This window comes from Paracoccus alkanivorans (assembly GCF_003697785.1).
Classification (GTDB): domain Bacteria; phylum Pseudomonadota; class Alphaproteobacteria; order Rhodobacterales; family Rhodobacteraceae; genus Paracoccus; species Paracoccus alkanivorans.
Genome location: NZ_QOKZ01000031.1, coordinates 1 through 3391, shown reverse-complemented (window position 1 = coordinate 3391; position 3391 = coordinate 1). Strand labels below are relative to the sequence as shown.

2 protein-coding genes and 1 pseudogene are annotated in these 3391 nt (G+C 63.3%); 2 read left to right on the top strand and 1 reads right to left on the bottom strand.

Translation table 11 applies throughout. The features are described from left to right. Positions 1 to 128 precede the first annotated feature (128 nt). Positions 129 to 1388, top strand: coding sequence for a chromate efflux transporter (gene chrA / locus C9E81_RS22560; protein WP_208021256.1), 1260 nt, complete (start codon positions 129 to 131; stop codon positions 1386 to 1388). A 7-nt stretch (positions 1389 to 1395) separates the two neighbouring features. After that, positions 1396 to 2604: an MFS transporter gene (locus C9E81_RS22555; protein WP_122114595.1), complete on the top strand. Its 1209-nt coding sequence runs from the start codon at positions 1396 to 1398 to the stop codon at positions 2602 to 2604. Between the two features lie 284 nt (positions 2605 to 2888). On the opposite strand, the pseudogene C9E81_RS22550 reads toward C9E81_RS22555, so the two are convergent. Then, positions 2889 to 3391, bottom strand: a pseudogene (locus C9E81_RS22550) (ISNCY family transposase); the annotation flags it as partial.

Below are 3391 nucleotides of genomic sequence, written 5' to 3'. Positions count from 1 at the left end.
ACGGTCGATCATACCGATGGATCGCCCGCGACCTTGGGATCAGCAAAAATACTGTGCTCGATATTATGAAGCGGCAGCGACAGAGTTCCTTGTGATACGATCCTGCCCCCTACCGGAATCCACCCCTGATGCACCGGATCCTCGTCGAGGAGAAGCGCTGGATCGGTGAGGACCGCTTCCTGCATGCGCTCAACTACTGCATGCTCCTGCCGGGACCGGAGGCGCAACAGCTCGCTGTCTATATCGGCTGGCTCCTCCACAAGACCAAGGGCGGGCTCGTCGCCGGCACGCTGTTCGTACTGCCGGGCTTTATCGCCATCATGGCCCTCAGCTGGGTCTATGCACTCTTCGGGAATGTCGGCGCGGTCGAGGCCCTGTTCTTCGGACTGAAGGCAGCGGTGCTCGCCATCGTGCTGCACGCCGTCGTGCGCGTCGGCAGTCGCGCCCTTAAGAACAACGTCATGGTGGTGCTCGCCGCAGCCGCCTTCATCGCCATCTTTTTTTTCCAGGTGCCGTTTCCCCTCATTGTTCTGACAGCGGCCTTGATCGGCTTTGCCGGCGCGCGTGCGGGCCTTGCCCCCTTCCTTGCCGCCAACGGGCACGGCAAGGTGGGAGACAAGCATGTCGCCGATGCCGACAGTGCTCTTGGCGAGACGATCCCGGCCCACGCGCGGCCTTCGACCAGATGGGCGCTGAAGATCGCGGGCGCCTTCCTCATTCTGTGGCTTGCGCCGGTGGTGGCCCTTCTTGCCGTGTTCGGTCCCGGCAATGTCTTCGCCGACATCGCCGTCTTCTTCTCCAAGATGGCGGTGGTGACCTTCGGCGGTGCATATGCCGTTCTCGCCTATGTCGCGCAACAGGCCGTGGAGACCTATCACTGGCTCCAGCCCGGCGAGATGCTGGACGGGCTCGGCATGGCCGAGACCACGCCCGGACCGCTCATCATGGTCACGCAGTTCGTGGGCTTCATGGGCGCCTTCCGGGCACCAGGTGCGCTCGATCCGCTTCTGGCGGCTACACTCGGCGGATTGCTCACCACCTGGGTCACGTTCACGCCCTGCTTTCTGTGGATCTTTCTCGGCGCGCCCTATGTCGAGGCGCTGCGTAGCAACCGGGCACTGTCGGCTGCGCTGGCGACGATCACCGCTGCCGTCGTCGGCGTCATCCTCAATCTCGCGGTGTGGTTCGGCCTGCACGTGCTGTTCGGCGAGTTGGTCACGGTGAGCGGCTTCGGCATGAGCGTCGATGCGCCGGTCTTGAGCTCGGTCAATGTAGCCTCGCTCGTGCTGACCCTCGGCGCGTTGATCGCCGTGTTCCGCTTCAAGGTTGGCATGCTGAAGGTGCTCGCCGCCTGTTCCCTGGCGGGGCTCGCCTATGGGCTCCTCTGACACTCAAATGGGCGTTCAGCCGCCCCCGTGGCTTCATCCGACGATCTGTCTCTTCGCGGCCCGTGCGCTACGCGATTTCGGCGACGGCTTCGTAGCCGTGCTCCTGCCGGTCTATCTGCTTGCGCTCGGCTTCAGCCCGCTCGAGGTTGGCATCATCGCCACTGCGTCACTCCTTGGCTCGGCGCTGCTGACCATCGCGGTCGGCTTTCTCGGCCCGCGTTTCGATCATCGTCAGCTTCTGCTGGCTGCCGCGAGCCTGATGATCGCCACCGGCGTCGCCTTCGCATTGGTTCACGATTACGCGCTCCTTCTGGTCGTCGCCTTCGCCGGGACGATCAATCCGTCTGCCGGCAGTGTAAGCGTGTTCGTGCCGATCGAGCACGCGGCGCTGACGCGGCAAGTGAGTGACGCTAGCCGGACAAAGATGTTCGCGCGCTACAGCCTTGTAGGAGCGCTCGCAAGCGCGGTCGGCGCGCTCGCTGCGGCCATTCCGGATGTCATCACCACCGTTGGTCTCGACCAGCTCACGGCGATCAAGCTGATGTTCGTCCTCTATGGGGTTGTCGGGCTCCTGGGCGGCCTGTTCTATGCACGCATTCCGAGGCGCCCGCCCGTGAGTGAGGCCACCGCCGCGCTCGGTCCCTCCCGCGCCATTGTCTTCAGGCTCGCGGCACTCTTTAGTCTCGACGCATTCGCCGGCGGGTTCGTCGTGCAGTCGCTGCTGGCGCTGTGGCTGTTCGAGCGGTTCGATCTCTCCCTCTCGGCCGCAAGCGTGTTCTTCTTCTGGTCGGGAATGCTCTCTGCCTTTTCCTTCCCGGTCGCCGCCTGGCTGTCGCGGCACATCGGGCTCGTCAATACGATGGTGTTCACCCACATTCCCTCCAGCATCGCCCTGATGCTGGCGGCCCTCGCCCCCAACCTGACCGTTGCCCTTGCCCTGCTGCTGATCCGGGCTGCGCTTTCCCAGATGGACGTACCGACGCGCTCTTCCTACGTCATGGCCGTGGTGACGGAGGCGGAACGCGCCGCCGCTGCGAGCTTCACCTCCGTCCCCCGCAGTCTCGCCGCATCCGTCAGCCCCGCCCTGGCAGGTGCCTTGTTCGCCGCGTCCTACAAGGCTTGGCCCTTCTTGATCTGCGGCGCACTCAAGATCACCTATGACCTGCTGCTGCTTGCGCAGTTCCGTCATATCAAGCCGCCGGAAGAGCAGAGGTAACAGAGCACTACCGCCGTAATTGCAGCCCGTGGCGGAGTTCACGTCAGCGGCGACTGGATCACGTGCGCGGCCCTGAACGCCCGCAGATTCAGAAAGCTTGTGATCGACGGCCTCCAACCCTACTGGGCGAACCAGTTTTGACGGCCACGCCGGAGAGCAGCCTTAGGTAGTTACAGCCACGCGCTGCCGTTGCCAGCTGGCTAACGCCGTTGATGGGGCAGCGGTTTATGCTCCAACCGCATTCGCTGAGGTGAGGCTGGACCTCTCGGATAGGCTCCGAGTTGTCATTCTGCTGGCGGCAATTGCCTCTGCGCCGCTTCTGACGCGCGCCTTTCTGCACGCTTGTCGAGCCAGGACTTACAGCCGGTTGGTTTCCGGCCGGTTGGTTCATACCGGGTACGCTGCTTACCCACGCGCCGAATCTTCGGCGGATTGATTTCCTGTTGTTCCTTGATGAATGCCAGCACCTCGCCAAGCCGCTTGTTCTCCGTGACCGCCGCATGGGTGACACGTTGTTCCTTGTCGAACATGGTGTAGGGCAGGGGGATCCCGTCCTTCACGATCTCGAGCGATCCGTCGGCAAATTCATAGAGATCGACATATTTGCCGACGGCGCCGAGGCTCAGTTCATTGGGCTCGAGAATGATTCGCTTCTTCTCGTAGGACAGGGCCAATTGCCTGGACACGAAACGCTCATCGCGGCGGCACAGGATCTGGCGCAGCCGATCGGGCTCGACATTCAGCGATCGGTGCAAATTGTCCGGCCGGCGTGGCTGGCGGGCAAAGC